Consider the following 20,885-nt stretch of genomic DNA (forward strand, 5'->3'; position numbering starts at 1 on the left):
CTCTGAATTTGAATAATTAAAATTGTATTTGCCTAAAGCCTACGCTTATAGCCTAAAGCTTAAAACAAAAATAAATAAAATGGAATTATTAAATCCTTTGATGCTTTGGGGAACATTGGCGATTGCTGTGCCGATAATCATCCATTTTTGGCATCAAAAAAAAGGAAAAGTAATATATTGGGCAGCCACAAACTGGCTAATCGAAAAAAATCTTCAACAATCCGGAGGCATTCGATTAGACAATATTTTGTTGCTTTTGCTCAGGTGTTTATTGTTACTGTTACTTTGTTTTTTACTGAGTAAACCTTTTCTAAATACTTTCGGGAATCATCAAGCAGATAATAAAGTACATTTGGTACAAGCAAAAAGTTTTGTCACTGAAAATTATAAATTTGAACTGCAAGAAGCCTTAAAGAAAGGAGAAAAATGTTATTGGTTTTCAGAGAAATTATTGCCAATTACTGATTTACAGCAAACACCTCAAAATGAAAATTTAGATGGTGAATTACTTCAAAAAAGTTTAAATAAATTAGGTGAAGTAATTGATAAAGAGCATATTAACTTATACTTCATCAATTCAGAATCTTTGCAAACGCTGCCTCATATTTTTGTGCCGAATACTTTTGTACTGCATACTTCAATTGATACAAGCCAGCAAACCAGACCGTATTTAGGATTTACTAATAATAAAAGAATACTTATCGGTTCAAATAAACTCCTGATTTTAGCACCAGAAAGCATTGAAAAAGGGCAGTCCAAACATTCAGGATTAATAAAAGTGTTAATTGAAAACCAAGATTCTGGCGAAAAACAAAGTATCAAAGCTGCACTCGAAGCGTTGGCTCAAACCTATCAGTTAGAGTTTGATTTGACTGAAAAAAGTAAACCTAATACTGCTTACGACGTCGTTTTTAGTACTCGTTTTCCAGAAAAGCCACTGTCTGATAATACACTTTACATTTTTTCAAATACGGCAAAATGGAAATTTTTAACAGAGAAATCTAATCAAATACTTTTTCCAAATTTGTTAAATGCTCAAGGTTCTGAAATAGTATTTGAAGGACTTTTTCCTGAATTGCTAGGTGAAAAAATCATTCAACATTTTGGTTTACAAAATGAATACAAATCTTTAAGTCATCAACAACTCCATTCATTATTTAAAACTCAAAAGTACTTCAAATCAATATCAAACGACTGGTTTTCAAAGTCTTTATTATTACTTTTTGTATTACTCTTAGCTTTAGAAAGATGGATTGCCATTTATAAAAACTCATGAATCAACTCAAACAAATCATCACGAAAGTCAAAATTCAGCTATATTTCATGGCTGTTTTGAGGTGTTTATTGGTGGCTGGTTCGGCATATTTTGCGGTATTGTTTTTACTTCAATCAAGTTCTTTTGCCATAATTGCTTTTGTGATATCAGCGTTGACGATGGCTTATTTTACAAAACTTTTTCAAGACAAAAGCAAAGAAACCAAACAGTTAATTCACCAAAAAATTGAAAATACTGAGTACAGCCTTGAATTATTAACCGTTGAGAATCCTAATTTGGCAGAACAATTACAGCTAGAGCGAATTTTTTCCATTGAGCATTTTCAAATGCCTTGGGTTTTTAATAAAAAGCCCTTTTTGTACGTTGGCATTTTCCTTACTTCTTGGCTTTTGTATGCTTTCTTTCCAAAATTTTCAAGTAAAAAAGCATCTTCTTTTTTACTTGAAAATAAATCACAAAGTACTGACAATAAGAAAATTAACGCTCCAATTTTTACAAAATCGACGTTGACAATTCAGCCACCAACTTATACAGGATTGAAAGTTGTTGAAAGTCAAAATATGAATGCTTCAGCCATTGCTGGTTCACACTTGAAATGGCAATTGTCTTTTTCAAATAACGAAAATGTAACCGTAAAATTGACCAATAATCAAGGCGGAGAAGTCACTTTCAAGAAGAATAAAGCGATTTTTGAATATGCTGATGAACTTTTAAGTTCGGGTTTATATGCTTTTAAAGCTTATTGGAAAGATTCATTGATTTATCAATCAGACTATTACCGTTTAGAAGCCATTCCAGATTTAGCACCCAAAATCGAACCAAGTTCAAAGGAATTATACAAATTACATTTTTTGAAAGATGCCAAAAATGTACAGATTTCAGCAAATATTTCGGACGATTTTTTGGTAAGTCAGGCTTTCATCGTTGCTACTTTGGCAAGAGGTTCTGGTGAAAATGTGAAGTTTAGAGAAGTAAAAATTCCAATTACCAATAGCAATTTTAAGCAAAGTAATGTGGTTAAAAACATTGATTTGAAGGCACTAAATTTTGCTCCAGGTGACGAACTATATTACTATTGGGCAGCATTTGATAATAAACGTCCGAACCCAAATTATACTAAATCAGATACTTATTTTATCGTTTACAAAGACACGACTCAAGTTGAAGAAAGTGATTTAGCGACCATGGCAATGAACATCATGCCAGAGTATTTTAGAAGTCAACGACAAATTATTATTGATACTGAAAAGTTGATTGCTAAAAGAAAAAAGCTACCGACCAAAGAATTTAACAGTACTTCAAATGAAATTGGCTTCGACCAAAAAGCTCTTAGATTACGCTACGGACAATATTTAGGGGAAGAATTTGAAAATTCTATCGGTTCGGCAAATGCCTTGCCCAACGAAAATGAAGCTGGAGGCGATTTACTAAAAGGTTTTCGTCATGCACACGACGAAGGCGAACATGATCATGAAGCGGGCGAAAAACATGATGAACACGAGCATGGAGGAAACAAATCCGAAGCGGATAATAAAGACCCATTGGCAAGTTTGTTGGCTGATTATGTTCACTCGCACGATGATGGCGAAGCTAATACTTTTTATGAGCAATCGACCAGAAGTTTGTTAAAAATGGCTTTGGAACAAATGTGGCAATCGGAACTGCATTTGCGTATGTATGAACCAGAAAAGGCGATTCCTTTTGAGAAAAAGGCTTTGGAGTATTTAAAATCCGCACAACACAAAGCTCGTACTTTTGTGAAAAAGACCAGTTTTGACCCACCGCCAATCAAAGAAAAAGAGAAACGCTTGTCGGGAGAACTGACAAAGTTTAACGAGAAATTTACTTTCGAGAAAAACTATTCTCAGCAACAAATCCAAAGTTTGATTTCCGAAGTAATTGGGATTGTAAGTAGCCAAAAAGAAAACCGAAAATTGACTGCGACAAATAAACAAAAAGTACTTTTATTGGGAACTTTGATGAGTTCAAAAATCATGAATAGTAGCCTCAACAGTTGGTCTATTTTGACAGCTTTACAAAAAATGATTAATGATAAAAATCTGTCAGCATCCGAAAGTATCAGTTTACAAAACAAACTTTATCAATTACTCGGCAAGGCTTTACCTAATAAAAATAATCCGAAAGGCTTAGATTATACTGGCGAAAAGAAATTGGAAAAAGCTTTTTGGAAGAATATGGGTTCAGCTTCTTTATAAAAAAAAATTTACCTGCTGATTTTATGCTGGTAAAACAGACAAAATAACATTCATCAATGATATTAAATCTTATTAACATTAATACTTTCAGTACTTTCGACTGGCTTGTTATTTTAGCTTTGTTGATATTATTGTTTGTCCAAATTTTTGCTTTACGACGAAATACATCAATTACGAAGTTACGGTTTTGGCTGAAAATTGTATTGAATATTTCTCTTTGGGCTGTTGTCGTTTTGCTCTTCATCAATCCAAGTATTGAAAAAGAATTAGACAGCAACAAAGTATTATTAGTTAGCGAAAATGTTCCTCAGTCGACAGTTCAAAAAGTTAAAGATAGCCTCAAAATCACAGAAGTATTTTCTCAGAAATCTTTTAAAAGACAAGTCATTGATAATCCAAAATTGATTAATCAGCTTGGTAAAATTTATTTATTGGGAGAAGATGCTTCACCAGAATTACTCAGTAAAATACAACAACATTCTATTCATTGGATTCCGTTTTTTCAAGAGGACGAATTACAAGCAATTCATTGGAATGGTTTTGCAAAGCAGGGAGAAATTCAACGAATTGATGGGAAAATATACTCGTCAGTTTCACAAATACTTCGATTAAAGCTCGCCAATCAGGTTTTGGATAGTATCAAACTTGCAAAAGGTTTTAATGCTTTCACATTGAATTTTACCAATTTTTCTATCGGAAAAACTACGATAAATTTAGCGCTAGGGGAGAAGCCTTTGAAAGAAATAAATTATTTCAGTCTGAAAAATCAACCTCATAATTTCTTGTTTATCCTCAGTAATCCAGATTTTGAAAGCAAAACTTTGGCAGATTGGCTAGGTAAAAATGGCAATAAAGTAGAGACAATTACAACCGTTGCGAAGAATACGCAAAGTACATTTTCCATTAATACTGCTAAGAAATTTATTCCAGATATAATCATTACTGACCCATCGAATGCAGGAAATACATTGATAAAAAAGGCTTTTTCAGATGGTAAAAGTGTATTGTTTATCAATGTGGAAAGTCCAGAAATTGATGTTCGTGCCATCAATCAAAATTTGGGAACAAAGTGGAAAGTAAAGCGAATTTCAAACCAAGAAAATCAAGTAATTTCTCAGGATTTAACGGCACATTCTTATCAATTTGAAACTAGTACTTTCCAGAAAAATATTTTTGACTATCCAATTGCGATTCAAAGACGATTTGGGAAAGTAGGAGTGAGCCTGTTGAATGAGAGTTTTCCTTTGATGTTGAGTGGTGATAGCATTACTTATTCAAGAATTTGGCAAAGTACATTTCAAACGTTATTTCCATCTTCTGGAAATAATATTCATGTTGATGCACCGATTTTTACGGATATTAGCATGTCTGTCAAAACCAAGCAAAGTACCAATGAATTGATTTTTGTAGAAAAAGATACTGTTGCTTCAACACAGTCAGGCATAAATCCATTGTCTGCTGAAGTGAAGTATACCTTTAGAAGAGCTGGCTGGAATACTTTTCAGGATAGTTTGTCGGTTTATGTGGAAGAAGGAAATAATACTTTAGCAAAAGTAAAAATCATAAAGCCTTATTTGAATGAAAAAGGAATTAGTAATTCCGAAAATGAAACTGACGTTTTCTCGACAACCATGCCTGAGTGGTTTTGGTACTTGCTAATTATAATACTTTTATCAGCTTTGTGGCTTGAACCTAAATTTTAGGTTCAAGCATACTTCATCTAAAACTTCATTCTCTGAATCCTAACTGCATTCATAATCGCTAAAAGTGCTACGCCAACATCGGCAAAAACTGCTTCCCACATATTTGCCAGTCCGCCCGCACCGAGTATCAACACCAATACTTTTACACCAAAAGCCAATGCAATATTTTGCCAGACAATACTTTTAGTAGCCTTTGCAATACGAATTGCCGTAACAATTTTAGAAGGTTGATCATTTTGAATAACCACATCTGCCGTTTCGATACTGGCGTCTGAACCCATGCCTCCCATCGCAATTCCTACATCCGAAAGAGCAATTACTGGGGCATCATTAATGCCATCACCGACAAAAGCAACCGTAAAGTGTTGGTCTTTTAACTTTTGTAAATGTTCCACTTTGTTTTCAGGTAACAATTCAGCAAAAGCTTCATTGATATTTAAAGTTTTGGCAACTTTAGCTACAACCGCTTTTTTATCTCCTGATAGCATTACTGTTTTGATATTGAGTTTTTGTAAATCAGTAATTGCTTGTTGGGCATCGGCTTTTATTTCGTCTGCCAATATAATAAAACCTGCATATTTACGATTAACCGCTATCACTACGTGACTTTCTTCAATCGTCGCAAGCGTATCTGGGAAAGTAATTTCATACTTTTTCAAGAGTTGTAAATTCCCCACCATTACTTCATCTTCGGCTATTTTGCCAACTAAACCATGTCCAGAAATCTCTTTGAATTCACTGATAAGGTTTTCTATTAAATGGGGATTTACATATTCAACAATCGCTTTGGCAACAGGATGACTTGATTTACTTTCTAATAAAGCCACTTTTTCTAAAATATTTCCAGCATCATTGGCTACAATTATTACTTGCTGAACTTTGAAATTTCCTTTGGTTAGCGTACCCGTTTTGTCCATTACTACAGCATTTACTTGGGTTAGCACATCCAGAAAATTTGCTCCTTTGAACAAAATTCCATGTTGTGAGGCCGCACCGATTCCGCCAAAATACCCCAATGGAATAGAAACAACCAATGCACAAGGACAAGAAATTACCAAGAACACCAAGGCACGATAAAGCCAATCTTGAAAAAGGTAATTTTCTACAAAAAAATAAGGAAGGAAAGTAATCAAAACCGCCAAAGCAAAGACAATTGGCGTATAAATTTTGGCAAATTTTGAAATAAATAATTGTGTTTGCGATTTTCGAGCAGTGGCATTTTGCACCATTTCTAAAATTTTCGAGAGCTTCGTGTCTTTAAAAGCAGTGTTTACTTGTATTTCTACCAAGGTTTCTAAATTTATCATTCCTGCCAAAATCATTTCACCTTTTTGCTTAGTTTCTGGCATACTTTCGCCCGTGAGAGCAGCCGTGTTGTAAGTGGAAAAATCGGTCATTTGGATTCCGTCTAAAGCTACTTTTTCACCTGCTTTTACTTGAATAATTTCTCCAATCTCCACTTTTGCAGGATTGACAACCATAATTTTTTCGTCTCTTTTTACCGATACTTTATCAGGGCGAACATCTAACAAAGCCTTGATTGAACCTTTAGCCCGTTTTACGGCTGCCCCTTGAAACAGTTCACCGATGGTATAAAACAGCATTACAGCAACGCCTTCTGGATATTCGCCAATGCCAAATGCCCCGATTGTTGCCAAGCCCATCAAGAAAAACTCATTAAAAATATCGCCGTTTTGAATACTCTTAAAAGCATTTTTTAAAACAGGGAAACCAACAGGTAAATAAGTAATGAAGTAGCCAATAAAACGTATTTCGGAAGTGAAGAATGATAACTTTAAGTTATCCAAAATGATACCCAACAGAAGCAAAATCCCAGAAATCATGACAGGGAAATATTCTTGCCAATTGTTATTATCACTATGCTGGTGTTCATGATGATGTTCTTGAGACTCATCTTCTTGACAGCAATGTATTGTTGAATGTTGGTCGCACATAATTCTGATGAAAAGTAAGGATTAGGGCTGTAAATTAGAGAAAAAGGAAGTGCAACAGGGAATCAAAAAGGAAATATAAATTGAGAATCTGTAAATTTTGTAAATAATCACCCTTTAAAATATTAAACAAACGTATTTCTGAGTATTTTCAACATATCATTTAACAGCATTTATTTTGAAAAAATCTTTCCACTTTCGCATTCGTAAAATACACCGTTACTTGGGTTTAGTGCTTGGAATTCAATTTTTGTTTTGGACAATTGGAGGTTTGTACTTCAGTTGGTCGGATATGGACGAAGTACATGGCGACCATCAAAAAGCTCATATTCATCCACTTACTGCCAATATTTCTTTGGCAAATCCGCAGACCGTTATTCAACAAATAAAACAAAAGGATTCGGTCAATTTTATTTTTGATATAAAACTCATTCAAATTTTAGGGAAAGCTACTTATCAGATTACTTACTCGCAAGAACATGATAGAGGCAAAAAAATCCAATTGGCGGATGCCGCTACTGGTAAAATCAGACCCGCTTTATCGAAAGAAGAAGCGATTGAAGTAGCAAAAAGAGGTTTCTCGGAAGAATCAATCATTAAAAATGTAGAATACTTAACTTCTATAAACGGACATCATGAGTACCGTGAACAGGCTTTGCCAGCTTATGCTGTTACTTTTGAGCATCCGAGTAAAACAACCGTTTATGTTGCCACAGAATTAGGAACGATTCAGAAATTTAGAAATGAAAAATGGAGAATTTTTGACTTTCTGTGGATGCTACACACGATGGATTTTGAGCGTAGAGATAATATTTCTAATTACTTATTAAGAGCCTTTTCTATTTTTGGATTACTCACTATCCTTTCAGGATTTATACTTTTTTGGGTAAGTGCAAAAGCGGTTAGCAAGCGAGGAAAGATAACTGGATAATTTTTATTTCACAGAGTTTAGCAGAGCTTCACAGAGTGTTTTATTATTATTCTCCGTGAATCTCTTAGTTTTACTCTGTGTTTCTCTGTGTCTTTTATAAAGATTGTCTTTTCAGTATTCAAATAAATGACGGTAATGTGTAATTAAATTTCAAGTCGCTATAATTCACATTTTAAACTCAAAGCTCATTCGCCTCCCCTTACTTCACCACCAAAGTCTTCTTTAAAAATTCAGAAACATATTTAACCGTTGGTTCAAACCATGGATTGAATAAACAGAAAGAATGTGGTGCGTCGGCAAAAGTATGTACTTCTGAATAAATGTTATGTTGGTCCAAAATTTTTCTAAAATCGTCTCTTCCAGCGTGCATTCTGTCCACAGAACTATTTAAAAATAAAATGGGTGGCGTTTTTGCTCCAACATGATACAATGGCGAAGCTTCGTCCCAAAGTTGTGGATTATCTTTTTTAGGAATCCCAAACCAATAAGTAGCCGCCGAAGTACCTTTACTATCATTTCCTTCACCAGATTCTGGATGCACAAAAGAAAGCGTTCCATCAATATCCACAACGGCTTGCACTTTTGAAGAGTATTTCAAATTGCCATTTGAACCCTCAAAGCTTGGATTTTCAGCCGTTACTCCCATAAAAGCTGATAATTCTCCGCCCGCAGAAAAGCCTAAAGTAGCTATTTTGTCTGGGTCAATGTTATAAGTTTTTGCATTGGCTCGCATCCAACGCAATGCCGATTTCAAATCATAAACGGCTGCGGGATACAAGGCTTCCGTAGATAAACTGTACTCTGGCGTAAAACAAACAAAACCCAATTCAGCCATTCTTCTGGCTAATTGATAATGTTGTGTTCTGTTTCCAGTTCGCCAGCCACCGCCATGAATAATCATGACCGCAGGTAAAGGTTTTTGAGAAGTTTTTGTCGGACTAAAAACATCTAATAACAATGCTCTATTCCCAATTTTTCCATAAGTAATGGCATACTTTTCTGAAACAGTCGCTAAGGTTTTTTCAGGAACAATCGTCGTTACTGGGTGCGACTTTTTACTGTTTAAATAAGCTGTATAATTATTATAAGAAGTATCTACTTTTCCAGTAATACCCAAATGTGATACTTGATTCCAGAAAGCATTAAAAGCAGAATTAGGCTTTCCAGAAAAAACATTTTCTAAAGTATATTCATTTACTTCGCTCTCTGAAAGCTGATGCGACCATTTTACTCTGGATGAGGTTCTTGCTCCGTCTCCTGTATTTTTATATTCTGCATAAAAAGTAGTTTTTTCATTTTCAGCTTTGCCCCAAGTATCCCAACCTTCTGGTAAAATATGCTTTCCTAATTCGCAATTGATGAACACTGTTTTGGCATAACTTCTCCAAGGGCGACCTAAATAAACTTTGTTAACATCAGCCGAAGCCGTTAACTTACAGTTTTTGAACACATAACCATGATTCACCCATTTTGGTGTTGAAGCCGCTGTTACATAACCATTGGCTTTGCTGTGGATGATACAATTTTCAAAAAGCATTGTTGCTGGACCAAAAATAAAATCGACCGTTCCTTCAATATAACAATCTACAAAATGCTGACGAGCATTATCTCCCGCAGCAAAAATTGTATCTTGATTTCCCAAGAAACGACATTTACGAATCACACAGCGGTCGCCTTCAATGTGAAGTGCAACGGCTTGCCCAACTCTTCCAGCCGTATTTTCGATGATTAAGTTTTCTAAAGTAATATCATTCCCCAAAACTCTTAACGTATAAGAATCAAAGGTTTCCATTTTTCCTTTGCCAGAATAATCATCATAAGAAATAACAGTACTGTCTTCGCCAATGATGGCGATATTACTCAGGGTACTCGGAATCGTCACTTTTTCTTTATAAATCCCTTTTTTGATACGAATCGTAATTTGATTGGGTAGATAAACCCTAACGGCATCAATGGCATCTTGGATATAACGAAAATCGCCAGAACCATCTTTTGCCACTACTAAATCATGTTGAATTTTAAGTGCTTGACTATTACTTAGGAAAGAAGTCAGGAGAAATGCAATGATGAAAAAATACTTTTGCTTTGTTTTCATAGAATTTCAAAATGTTATCATTGAGAGTAAACATATTCTAAAGACTAATAGCCTATCAAATCTAATGCTTAGATGATGGATATTTTCAAAGCAAGATTTTTAATTTGGGGAAGGATATATAAATTTCAACAAAATAGGGTAGAACTATGGCTATTTTTCATTGAGTATGTCCTTAAATTTTTAAGAAAATCTTTTTCTTATATAAAATATACAAAAGTATCATTTGGGTTGTTGTGATAGAAATGGTCACAAAAACAGGTTGCCAAAGTACAGGAGTATGCGAAATAAGTCCGCCAAAAAGAAAATTAGCGGTGTATCCAAAATTGACAATTCCTTCCGATGCCATGTAAATCAAAATTGAGTTTGAACCAATCCAGATGAATGGAGAAGCCCATTTTTGCCATTTCCAAACGTCAATAATTACATAAAATACCACAAAAAATAGGATAGAAAAACCGCCTACGAAACACACAAATGAACTAGACCAAAGGCGTTTATTAATAGGAAATGAAAAATCCCAAAGTAAACCAATGCCAATCAATACCAAAGCGGCTACTATCATCATTAATACTTTTCGATAAACTGAAAACCCCCAATCTTTTTTCAAAAAAGTAGCGGTAAATACACCTAACATTGCTGTACCAATGGCTGGGATGGTTGATAAAATTCCTTCAGGGTCATGAACGATGCTGTGTAATCTTCCCGGTAATAAGATGCGGTCGATATAAGATTCAAGCGAACCTTCTTTGGTCAATACTCCCGCCCCAAAACCTGGAACTGGAACATATTTCATGATGAGCCAATAGCCAACCAGAATAAAAGCTAAGCAGAAAATTTGTTTCTGAGTATTGAAATTCAAATAAATTATTCCTGCAAAAAACCAAGCCAAACCGATTCTGCCCAAAACACTGGCAATGCGTGTTTGTTCATATCCATTCCATTTGAAAAGTCCATTTACTACTACTCCAAGGAAAATTAAAATTACCGTACGTTTAACCATCGCCAAGTACAATGGCTTTTTAATGGCATTTGGCAGTTCGTTGGGACTATTGACAGATGCTTCTACTACTTTCTTTTGCATTGAAAAAGGCATCGACATTCCCGCAATAAAAAGAAAAAGTGGAAAAATCATGTCGTAAAACGTAATTCCATTCCAAGCTGTATGATGTAATTGTTCAGACATCCATTCAAGTAAAGGAATATGCGTTGCTTCTGCCAAAGCATGGATAATGTGTTCGCCACTCATTATCCAAAACATATCGAAGCCTCGTAGGGCATCTAAAGAAACGAGTCTTGTGTCTTTCATAGAGTGTTTATTTGTTAAGTGATTGAGTAAATTGTGAGTTAGTGAGTTGTGAATGAGTGATTATTTTTTGCTAAGCAACAATGAAGAATTCAGAATTAATGATTTGTTTTTCAATAACTTATGCTTTATTTTAATCGAAATAAGATAAATGTAACTGAAAATAAAAATTTTAATTCACTAACTCACTCATTCACAATTTACTAATTTACAACTCATTTCTATACTTCTTATACATCTTCAAAGCAACTTGATGACTGTTGCCTTTGGTTGCTGTTGGGAAGTTCTTTTGTGTTGTTACCCAATTCCATTCCCAAGTACGGATATTGGCATCAAAAGTTTTTAAATCTGGCTCATGGTTTTCTACCAAAGATTTGTCGAGTTCTACAAAAAACTGTTGCCATCTTGGCTTATAAAAGTCATTCAACAAACCACTCCATTGACGGTTAGAATATTCGTGCAAAGGATTGTTGGCATCGCCCCAAAGTGTAATGAGGTCACGAGCGTTTTGTTCATAAAGTGCTTTTTCAGCAGGAGTACTTCCCCAACTTCTTGCCGAGCTAATCCACGGGCCAAGCATAAAATCTTTGCGAGTTGCTAATAATTCGTCCATATCGGCAATCAAATCAAGAAAAGCCTGAGCGTCTTTTTTGAACTGTGCTGCGTCTTTTGCTTTGAATGAATTCTTCCATTTTTTCTGTAAAAAAAGGGCATGATTTGCCAATACTTGTCGAGTAATATCAACCAAATCGTACTGAAATCCATCAGAATCAATGCCTTTTTTGGAAGCTTCTACAAACAAATCCCAAGCTGGGATTAAGTCTTTGGGTTTATAATTGAGCTTTGTTTTTGTCCAAATCGTTGTAGAATCAAATGTCGGACGACCCGTCACAATTGATTCAGCTCCATCACGAATATCTTTGCCATTATAAACTGTTTGACGAAGTACTTGCCAAGCTTCCACTAACGATTTATCATCTGTTTTGTAGCGATTCTTTGCATACTTCACCAACCATTCGTTTAAGTCAATGGGTGTAGTTTGCCAAGTATGTTGCATCATCAATTCATAAATCACAGGATTTTGTTCAATAGCTTCCATCGTTAAACCTATTCCTTGTAAATTTTTAGAATTGGGGTCGTTTAAAGCTAAAGCTGGACCGCTGGCTACACCGTCCATTCTACCAAAAAGATTGACATTTCCACCAAAATTATTCAACATATTCCAAATCCACGGTTTGCCATAAAAAGCATCTGTGCGTTTCCAAACAGGCTCGATTTCGGTTGCCAAATCCAACAACAACATTTTATCATTGGGTACTGCACTTAATAAAGCCTCAATTTGTGGTGCTTTCCAGAATTTTCTATCACTGTAAAACAACCAACCTTGCATCACCCAAACGGCTTCTGGGTCGGCTTGACGCATTCCTTCGTAAATTCTGGCACTGAGTTTTGAAAGAAAAGCAGGTTCATCGGTTGGTGGTTCGTTTTCGTTGAACGTATCCGCTGAATACAAATGGTCTGAACCGAAAAGTTTCGTTTGTTTATTAATAAATCTTTTGCCCAATTCTGCAAAAAGTGGGTCTTCTGAGTCTAAAATATAAGTATCACCAAAACCGTTTGTCCAGTTGGTGGCTTTTAATTTTGCATTCGGATATTTCTTTTTGAATGCCGCAGGCACATGTCCTGTAAAGGCAGGCAAAACAGGTTTCATGCCCAAAGCACGTTCTCTTTGCACAATTTTTACTTGTAAATCTTTATGAGATTTCATCCAACTGATAGGAAGTGGACCGCCCCAACCATCAAGATTTCCCATCCAAAACCAAGAAAAATATGCTGGCCCGCTGAAAAAGTCTTTTAAATCATTATCCGAAAAGCCCATTTCATTATATACTTCTCGCCAAGTATATTCTTCGCCCGTAATCGCCAAAGGCATGTTGATGCCGTGCATCGCCATCCAGTCGATTTCTTTTTGCCATCTTTCCCAATTCCACCACGACATACTGTAATTGAAAGTACAGTAATTGAGATAGTAGCGGTACTGATAAGGCGTTTTCTTTGTAATTTTTGAAGGAATTAGAGGTAATTTGGCGGGCAAATCAAGGTTTGTGCCATTCCAAGTAATTTGGCAATGGCAATATTCTGTTAAATAATAATATAAAGCAGAAGCGACGGCAACGCCATTGTTTCCTCTTAAAATGATTTTTTGGTTCTTGCTTTCTATTTCAAAAAGGTCTTTTGGTGCAGTACTTTCTAAGGCTTCGACCACAAAAAATTGTGCTTTCTGAGGAATCACCCTGCCAATGAGTGCTTGGGCTTCTTGCTTATTAAGTTGTGCATTTGTCAGATGACAACTCAAAAGCACAAAGATGACGACGAGAAAGCGAATGGGCTGAGATAGTTTAGTCATGTGGAATATAGTTTGGATTATAAAGCTAAACCTTTAGCGGAAGGTTTAGCTTATAACAAAAAAAATGGGTACGATTACACTAATAAATTCTTGATAAAAAATATAATAATACAGTACGGACATTGATATACGTAAATTTTAACCACAGATAAAAATTTTACTTTAATCTGTGGTTAAAATCTGTTTTCTAATAACCTGGATTTTGTTTCAAATTTGGATTCAATTGTAAAGCAACTCTTGGTATTGGGAAAATTCTACGGTAAGCTTCGGCATTTGTTTTGTAGCCCCATTTATCCTCGAACTTCCCGAAACGAATCATATCATTTCTGTGCCATCCTTCATAAGCAAACTCTCTTACTCTTTCAGCATAAAGCGTTTCCAAATTCACAGTGGCTAAGGCAGCAGAAGTAGTTCTTTCTGAGCGAACTTGGTTCACTAAAGAAAGAGCTGTGTGTCCTAAAGTAGCAGTTCCGCCTCGTAAAATAGCCTCAGCTTTCATTAAAAGAATGTCTGCATAACGGAAAACAGGAATATCATTATTTTGATTTCTACTTAAAGAAGTACCATCAGCATAAAATTTATTATTACGATAACCCATGTTCCAAGCGATTTCATCGTTTCCAGCATCAAAAGCTGCAACGTCCTGACGAAGAACTACTTCTGGTGTTAAATTTACATGATACGTCACTTGAGCTGCACCATCACTTCCTTTATAAAATTGGTCAAGCCCTAATTTTGTTGTTTGTACTGTAATAGGAGTACCATCGTCCATGTATTGTAATCCTTTAAGCCATTGCCCATTTCTTACATCATTGGCATCGTTGAAGTAAGCATAGTATTCAGGTAAAGTACTTTCTGGACCACTTGGCGTAAACGGCAATTTAAACTTAGCACGCATACTTCTTGGTATAGCATAACGAGAGTGTAAGTTTGTTGACCTGAAAGGAAAGCTATTGGTTGAAGTAGCATCATAAGGAATCGCAAAAATAAATTCCTTTTTAGAAGGGCCATTATCTGGATAAAACATTTTCAAGTAAGTACTTCTAGCTTCAATAGCAAATAAACCTGAATTGATTATTTTGTCGGTTGCTGCAATACAGTCTTCATATCTTTTTGTACCAGTGTAATGCTCAGCGTTCAAATACATTTTGGCTAATAAAGCATAAGCAGTCCATTTATTGGGTCTTCCATAAGTAACGACACTTGAAGTTTCACTTAAATAAGGAATGGCAGCATTAATTTCTTTTTCGATAAATTTGAAAACTTCGGCTCTTGCAACATTCGTTTTGGGAGTAAAATCACCGTAAACGGTATCAATCGGTACATTTCCATAGTTATCCATCATCCAAAAATACGCAAAAGCTCTTATCATTTTAATTTCAGCAAGGTTGGTGTTTTTTACAGCACCAGCAGGCATGGCATTTGATAAAATGTTTAATGTTTGGTTAGCCACGCCAATTGTGGTAGATAGCCAAGTCCAGTAACCATTTAAGAAGTTATTATCTTTCGTCCAAGAATGGAAGTGCATTGTTTGGCATTGTCCACCATCAAACCAGTTTCCACCTCTTGCTGGCATGATAGATTCATCGGTACTGTATGATTGCTGTTGAAAATGTTCAACCGCATAATTACCTCTTAAAGCAACATAAACAGGCCCTGATGCTGAAATATATTGTTCTGTATTGGTTGGAAATTTAAAGGCATTAATCGCCTGATTTTTTGCCATTCTAAACAAATAAGCATCAAATTGAACAATGTTTACCAGTTCACTTTTATCTTTCCAAAGCTTCAAAAAAATCTCTTGGATAATATCTTCAGTAATCTCATTTGAGGCTGTCAGTCGGTATAAATAGCCATATAATTTATTTTTATACGAATGAAATAAAGTAGCAAAAGCCTGTTCGTTTCCAGACGAAGCAAGTGCTAATAGTTCTTTTTCATCATATAAAAGCTTTGCAATCATTTAGTACCCAAAGTATATTTTCTGTAAATAAAGAAACTCAATCTTTAAATATACTGGTTTTTTCGCTAAAATCTGTGGATTTTTAAACTAGATTTCAAAAAAAAGTAATATTTAAAATATTTACAAGACAAAAATAGATTTTCTGAAAAGGCGATTCTATGTTTCCAAATACTCTATAAAATGGTGTTTATAAAGAAGCTTTACACTCAATAGTTGAATATTAAGGATAAAGCTTTATTCAGATGAGATGAAAACAAACTATTGTTTTTCTATGCTAAAACCTGCCTTCTGTACTGCTTCGATTACTTCTTCAGCAGTAAGTTCTTCTTCGCCCGAAACGCTGAGAATTTTATCGGTATTATTGATGTCCACTTGCCAGTTTTCGATGTTTTCAACTTGGTTCAAGAATGGTTTTACTTTTGCAATGCAATTGTTGCAATTGATATTGGTTTTGAATGATAATTTTTCCATTGTTAGTTGTGATTGAGTGAGTTGTGAATTAGTGATTTTTTTGTAATTCACAAATTCAAGATTGATTAATTTCTATATTTTAAACGAATACTATTACTTACTACTGAAACTGAGCTGAGTGCCATCGCTGCTCCTGCAATCATTGGATTCAACAAAAAGCCATTGAAAGGATATAACACGCCTGCCGCCAAAGGAATTCCGATGAGATTATAAATAAAAGCCCAAAATAAATTCTGACGTATGGTAGAAACCGTCTTTCTGGAAAGCTTCAACGCTTGAGGAATTTTCAATAAATCAGAAGAAATTAAAGTCATTTTGGCTACGTCCATCGCAATATCAGAACCTTTTCCCATCGCAATACTGATGTCAGCTTGTGCTAAAGCTTGCGAATCGTTGATGCCATCGCCAACCATCGCTACTATTTTTCCTTCTTTTTGTAATTGCTTGATAAATTCAGCTTTATCATTCGGCATCAAACTCGCTTTCACATTTTTGATACCGACTTCTTCTGCTACTTTTTGAGCCGTCAAAATATTATCGCCTGTTAGCATAAATACTTCTATTCCTGCTTCTTGCAATTCTTGAATGGCAATTTTAGAAGTACTTTTAATCTTATCTGAAATGGCAATTATCGCCAAAGTTTCTTTTTCATCGGCAAAAACTACAACTGTTTTTCCTTGTTTTTCTAATGAAATAATCGCTTGATTGTCAAGATTAGGAGTGATACTTTCAATCCATTTTGGACTACCGACAAAATAGTTCTGACCCTCAAAAATTGCTCGAATACCTTTTCCAACTACATTTTCAAAAGTATTGATGGTCAAAGGTTTTACTCCTTCTACTTTCAATTGTTGTGTTACAGCTTCCGCTAATGGATGACTTGAAAGACTTTCTAAAGACAATAAAATACTTTTGAGCATTTCGTTTTCGGATTTATTCACCCAAATTAAATCACTCACAGAAGGTTTTCCTTCGGTAATCGTACCTGTTTTGTCTAAAATAATGGCGTTTACGTTATGGGCAATTTCCAAGCTTTCGGCATCTTTTATCAAGATTCCATTTTCAGCTCCTTTGCCGACTCCAACCATGATTGCCGTAGGTGTAGCCAAACCCAAAGCACAGGGACAGGCGATGACCAAAACCGAAACAGAAGTTAATAAAGCATGAGTCAAGGCATTTTCTCCACCAAAAATCATCCAAATAATAAAAGTAAGTATAGCAATAATGATGACGATTGGTACAAAAATACTGGCAATTTTATCGACTAATTTTTGGACGGGTGCTTTACTTCCTTGTGCTTCTTGCACCAACTGAATAATTTGAGCTAAAAAAGTTTCATCGCCTACTTTTTCAGCAATAAACTTAAAACTTCCTTGCTGATTGACTGTGCCAGAAAACACTTTTGAACCTTTAGTTTTCTCCACAGGAAGCGGTTCGCCACTCATCATACTTTCATCCACAAAGGAATTTCCTGATAATACTTTTCCATCCACAGGTATTTTATCACCGGGACGAATCAAAATTCTGTCACTTACTTGCACTTCGGCAATAGGAATTTCCTTTTCTTCGCCATTTTCAATCACCCAAACAGTTTTGGGTTGTAAGCCCATCAGTTTTTTGATGGCGGTTGAAGTATTCGATTTTGCGTTTTCTTCTAACAATTTTCCCAGCATAATAAAAACAATTACCACAGCGGCAGCTTCATAATACACATGAGCGTGTAAACCTCGGTGATGCCAAAATTCGGGGAAAAGTGTATTGTATAAGCTAAATAAAAAGGCGATTCCTGTGCTTAAAGCTACCAAAGTATCCATATTGGCAGTACCTGCACGAGTTTGTTTGAGGGCATTGATAAAGAATTGTCGCCCGAACCAAAGTAAAACTGGCGTGGTGAGAGCCAATTCAATCCAATTGGCGTAAGGCATTTCCATAAAAAACATTCCGATAATTACCACAGGAATTGTTAGTATAGTCGCCCAAATAAGGTTTTGTTTAAGTTTTTGATATTGATTTTCTTTTAAAATCGCCTGCTGTTCTTTGGCTTTTTCGGGTGTTCCTAAAATGAGACCATAGCCGATTTGCTGTAATTTTTCTTGTAAAAATTCTGGAGAAGTAAGCTTGGTATCAAATTGTATTTTAGCAGATTCATTCGCAAAATTGACAGCACATTCCAATACACCATTTTGTTTATCAAGAATTGTTTGAACGCTACTCGCACAAGCGGCACAAGTCATTCCTGTAACGGGAACGATGAGTGTTTTGATTTGAGCTTGATTTTCTACTTTACTTTCCATCTTTTGTGTCATATTTTGATAACACAAAATTAGCTTGAAGGATTGGCTAATGGCTTACATAATTATTGGGAATGTTTACATAATTTTGGAAAGCGAAGCTTAAATTTTTGTGAATGATGCTTCGCTTTCCTACGAGTTGGAAACTCGTGCTACTCTTTTGTGATTTTTACTTTGAAGTCTAAAAGCTCTTTTTTGCTTTCAAAGAATTTTCGTCCGATGATGTATTGGTACTGATGAATACTCGCCATCATAATATTTAGTGATTCATTGTCGTAATCAGGTCTTGAAAAATAGACCAATACTTCTGCTAAATATTTATTCAAATTTTCTCTGATTTCCTCAGTAATGACCGACTGATACCTTTCATCGCTCAAGAGTTTATTGATTTGCTCTTTGAAAGGTTTTTCTAACTCATAAATCGCATTGATATTTTGTTCGACGACCTCAAAAGGGGTATTGTAATTAATAAACGCCGTGGCATTCATCATTTTTACATACATTTCAAATTGTTCATCGTAACTTTTATCAATTTCATCGTAAGCTTTGTATTCATTGAGGTACTCCGTTTCCAAGCCTTTGCTTTGTGCTAATTGTAAGAAATACTGAAAAATTGCTTTATCATTTGCCTCAATTTCTTTTTTCAAACCTGCTAATTCTGTTTCTAAAACAGGAATTAATTCATCGCATTCTTTGGGTGAATACTTTATGCCATCATAGTCAAAAGATTTTATCGTTAAATCTCCACTCTTTATTTGTGTAATGGTCTGAATATCTCTTTCTATGGCAATTGAAGAATAAACCGTATCGACAGCATTTTCGCCGAATAAGTCATTAAATGTTAAATCGGTTGTACTTTCTAATGAATCTTTGTCAAAATAGAACGGATTTTTATTGTCGTAGTAACAGTTGAAAATGGTATCGAAAGTATTGGCTCTGTAATTTTTGGTATAAGTTTCGATAAATTCTTCTGCCTTTTCGTCTTTTACTTCTTCGTTATAAGTAACCTGTGCAAATAGATTATCTGTTACTTTTTGTTGGACAACATCAATGTTTTTGAACAAGACAATGGCTTTGTCCGTTTTGTTTTCTTTTACACTGATATTCAATTTTTGAAGTGCCACAACTCTATCTTCAGTATTCGGGTGCGAAGCCCACTGATTGGTAATCACCAATTTAGTTTTGTTGTAGCGATTAAAATTCGAGAGATTTACTTGTGGAAGATTATTAACATTCGGTAGTTTATTTTCACCTGCCAGAAAATTCATTACAAATTGGTATTGCGGAAAAATATTAGAAGGCTTCACCGCTTCACTAATTTTATCACTATAATAATTAATGACCGTTTTGTAAGATTCATCGGCTAAATCTAAACGTAAAAGTGAAGTAATCAGTGGCTCAGAACCCGCAACGTTGGCAGCTACTTCGTCAGCATGAAATTCCATTTCTCTGGACAAACTCATGTAGCTGATGTTCACGATGTCGTAAATCTTCCTTAAAACCCATTGGATTCCTTGGATAATTTTTAATGAAAGTCCCACAAAAAAAGCAATATAGCTATGCCAACTTGCGATACTACTTGCTTTAGATTCAAAAGAATCATTCTCGTAAAGTAAGTTGTAAATAACCTGATTTACGTTATACACATAGCTCCCAACTTTCATCGACCTTTGCGAAAAGTGTCCAAATTCATGAGCCAAAATGGCTTCAAATTCACTCACAGAAACAGCATTTACCAAAGCAACACCGATTTGCAGGTTTTTCTTGATGGGTAAAAACATACTCAGAAAGCTTGAATCATAAAATACAGAAGCATTTACATCGGCAGATAAATAAATTTTTTTTGGAAAATCGGTCTTTACTTCTCCAACAATTTTCTGGATAAAAGCAAAAAGCTCAGGCTCTTGCGTAGCCGTGATTTCGACAAGATGCGAACGGTCAACTACGTTCTTTTTAAAGATAAACTTTCCTAAAAAGAAAAGTACTAAAATGCCCATCGCAAGCAAACCTACTCCAACTAAAATGGTAAGTAGAGTCGGTTTTAACATGATAATCGCAAAGCCACCATAAGCACAAATAATGGTGAAAATGACAGCTAAAACAATAAGAGCGAGATAAGTAACAATAAATAGACAAATAGATAAAATTGCCTTGATAGTCATTTTCTTGAATGACTCAGAGACGGTGATGGTTTGCATAGAGTATTGGAGGAAATGTATGGTAGATTTATCAAATTCAAGGTAAGCGTTGTGATATACAGTGTTTTTCACGAGTTGG

At 35.1% G+C, this 20,885-nt stretch carries 12 protein-coding genes; 4 read left to right on the forward strand and 8 right to left on the reverse strand.

Annotation, left to right across the window (positions count from 1 at the left end):
- Window positions 1–79 precede the first annotated feature (79 nt).
- From HNP25_RS06790 to HNP25_RS06800, 3 genes are read left to right on the forward strand one after another with little or no spacing between them, the layout of a single operon-like run.
- Window positions 80–1,276 carry a BatA domain-containing protein gene (locus HNP25_RS06790; protein WP_184132320.1) on the forward strand — a complete coding sequence of 399 codons (1,197 nt, stop codon included), beginning with the start codon at window positions 80–82 and terminating at the stop codon, window positions 1,274–1,276.
- Entirely contained in the window at window positions 1,273–3,492 is a 2,220-nt protein-coding gene (locus HNP25_RS06795; protein ID WP_184132323.1) for a DUF4175 family protein, read from the forward strand. Before HNP25_RS06790 ends, HNP25_RS06795 begins: the two co-directional genes overlap by 4 nt.
- A gap of 56 nt (window positions 3,493–3,548) precedes the next feature.
- Entirely contained in the window at window positions 3,549–5,195 is a 1,647-nt protein-coding gene (locus HNP25_RS06800) for a hypothetical protein (RefSeq protein WP_184132326.1), read from the forward strand.
- A gap of 17 nt (window positions 5,196–5,212) precedes the next feature.
- Here the strand turns inward: HNP25_RS06800 and HNP25_RS06805 are convergent, their stop codons facing one another.
- Window positions 5,213–7,150 carry a heavy metal translocating P-type ATPase gene (locus tag HNP25_RS06805; protein WP_184132328.1) on the reverse strand — a complete coding sequence of 646 codons (1,938 nt, stop codon included), beginning with the start codon at window positions 7,148–7,150 and terminating at the stop codon, window positions 5,213–5,215.
- A 175-nt stretch (window positions 7,151–7,325) separates the two neighbouring features.
- Here HNP25_RS06805 and HNP25_RS06810 point away from each other — a divergent pair, with 175 nt between their 5' ends.
- The gene (locus HNP25_RS06810; RefSeq protein ID WP_184132331.1) at window positions 7,326–8,078 is read left to right on the forward strand and encodes a PepSY domain-containing protein; all 753 of its coding nucleotides are present in this window, start codon (window positions 7,326–7,328) and stop codon (window positions 8,076–8,078) included.
- A gap of 199 nt (window positions 8,079–8,277) precedes the next feature.
- Here HNP25_RS06810 and HNP25_RS06815 read toward each other — a convergent pair whose 3' ends face one another.
- From HNP25_RS06815 to HNP25_RS06845, 7 genes are all read right to left on the reverse strand, one after another.
- Window positions 8,278–10,173 carry a pectinesterase family protein gene (locus HNP25_RS06815; protein ID WP_184132334.1) on the reverse strand — a complete coding sequence of 632 codons (1,896 nt, stop codon included), beginning with the start codon at window positions 10,171–10,173 and terminating at the stop codon, window positions 8,278–8,280.
- Window positions 10,174–10,345: 172 nt separating this feature from the next.
- Window positions 10,346–11,479, reverse strand: coding sequence for an acyltransferase family protein (locus HNP25_RS06820; RefSeq protein WP_184132337.1), 1,134 nt, complete (start codon window positions 11,477–11,479; stop codon window positions 10,346–10,348).
- A 205-nt stretch (window positions 11,480–11,684) separates the two neighbouring features.
- Complete coding sequence (locus HNP25_RS06825) at window positions 11,685–13,883, reverse strand: alpha-N-acetylglucosaminidase (RefSeq protein WP_184132339.1); 2,199 nt, start codon at window positions 13,881–13,883, stop codon at window positions 11,685–11,687.
- Between the two features lie 187 nt (window positions 13,884–14,070).
- A complete protein-coding gene (locus HNP25_RS06830; RefSeq protein ID WP_184132342.1) occupies window positions 14,071–15,846 on the reverse strand; it encodes a RagB/SusD family nutrient uptake outer membrane protein in 1,776 nt (591 codons plus the stop codon).
- Window positions 15,847–16,104: 258 nt separating this feature from the next.
- On the reverse strand, window positions 16,105–16,317 hold the full coding sequence (locus tag HNP25_RS06835) for a heavy-metal-associated domain-containing protein (protein WP_184132345.1): 213 nt from the start codon (window positions 16,315–16,317) through the stop codon (window positions 16,105–16,107).
- Window positions 16,318–16,382: 65 nt separating this feature from the next.
- Complete coding sequence (locus HNP25_RS06840; protein WP_184132348.1) at window positions 16,383–18,623, reverse strand: heavy metal translocating P-type ATPase; 2,241 nt, start codon at window positions 18,621–18,623, stop codon at window positions 16,383–16,385.
- 137 nt (window positions 18,624–18,760) lie between these two features.
- Window positions 18,761–20,878 (reverse strand): M48 family metallopeptidase, encoded by a 2,118-nt coding sequence (locus HNP25_RS06845; protein ID WP_184132351.1) that lies wholly within the window; start codon window positions 20,876–20,878, stop codon window positions 18,761–18,763.
- Between the last annotated feature and the right edge of the window lie 7 nt (window positions 20,879–20,885).

This window comes from Arcicella rosea (genome assembly GCF_014204325.1).
GTDB lineage: Bacteria > Bacteroidota > Bacteroidia > Cytophagales > Spirosomataceae > Arcicella > Arcicella rosea_A.

Bases quoted from the DNA above. Each gene is read 5' to 3' on its own strand.
- HNP25_RS06800 (WP_184132326.1), top strand. From the start codon at position 3,549: ATGATATTAAATCTTATTAACATTAATACTTTCAGTACTTTCGACTGG.
- HNP25_RS06820 (WP_184132337.1), bottom strand. From the start codon at position 11,479: ATGAAAGACACAAGACTCGTTTCTTTAGATGCCCTACGAGGCTTCGAT.
- HNP25_RS06830 (WP_184132342.1), bottom strand. From the start codon at position 15,846: ATGATTGCAAAGCTTTTATATGATGAAAAAGAACTATTAGCACTTGCT.
- HNP25_RS06840 (WP_184132348.1), bottom strand. From the start codon at position 18,623: ATGACACAAAAGATGGAAAGTAAAGTAGAAAATCAAGCTCAAATCAAA.
- HNP25_RS06790 (WP_184132320.1), top strand. From the start codon at position 80: ATGGAATTATTAAATCCTTTGATGCTTTGGGGAACATTGGCGATTGCT.
- HNP25_RS06835 (WP_184132345.1), bottom strand. From the start codon at position 16,317: ATGGAAAAATTATCATTCAAAACCAATATCAATTGCAACAATTGCATT.
- HNP25_RS06795 (WP_184132323.1), top strand. From the start codon at position 1,273: ATGAATCAACTCAAACAAATCATCACGAAAGTCAAAATTCAGCTATAT.
- HNP25_RS06805 (WP_184132328.1), bottom strand. From the start codon at position 7,150: ATGTGCGACCAACATTCAACAATACATTGCTGTCAAGAAGATGAGTCT.
- HNP25_RS06815 (WP_184132334.1), bottom strand. From the start codon at position 10,173: ATGAAAACAAAGCAAAAGTATTTTTTCATCATTGCATTTCTCCTGACT.
- HNP25_RS06825 (WP_184132339.1), bottom strand. From the start codon at position 13,883: ATGACTAAACTATCTCAGCCCATTCGCTTTCTCGTCGTCATCTTTGTG.